Genomic DNA, 536 nt, shown 5'->3' with positions numbered 1-536 from the left:
GAAGAGTTACTATAAAAAAAAGCAAAGATCCTTTTATAATTTCTTTTGCCTCATCATCTAAAGTATTCAAAGGCTTTATTTCGTTATTTTCAAAATAATAACCTGCGGCAATAGAGCGTTCAAGCATAGCAGTAATTTTCAACTTACTGTCATCTATATATTTTTTGTATTTAGGATCATTAATATTGTATTTATTTTCTGCCTGATATTCTATTATCTCATCAATATAAATATCATAGTCAGTGAGAAGAACTAGATTATTTATTTTATCCGTATATTCTGCAAATCTCCCAAGCACTAAAGCGTTAGATTTTATTTCTTCTCTATTAACAGGCGGAAGAAAAACATTTATTTCGCCATTTGTAGTATTGATAGGAAATACTATATTTGCTGTATTGTAGTCTATTTTAGCATTCATGATTGTTATGCTTATGCTCGCATTAAATATGCGAACAAGTAAACTTATTCGCAGGCTCGCATTCGCTTCCCTCCTTTATTGTTATGTTCGCCCACCCGTAAGGGTGCCTACTCGGTCG

Annotated in this window: 1 protein-coding gene; it reads right to left on the bottom strand. The window is 32.1% G+C overall.

What is annotated here, in order from left to right; translation table 11 throughout:
• On the bottom strand, positions 1–418 hold a 418-nt coding region (locus tag EZH24_RS13325; protein ID WP_137999477.1), incomplete at its 3' end, for a hypothetical protein.
• Positions 419–536: the final 118 nt, after the last annotated feature.

Source organism: Brachyspira catarrhinii (genome assembly GCF_005518285.1).
Classification (GTDB): domain Bacteria; phylum Spirochaetota; class Brachyspiria; order Brachyspirales; family Brachyspiraceae; genus Brachyspira; species Brachyspira catarrhinii.
Note: the sequence above shows the minus strand (reverse complement) of the source record. Positions and strands in the feature narration are given on the sequence as shown.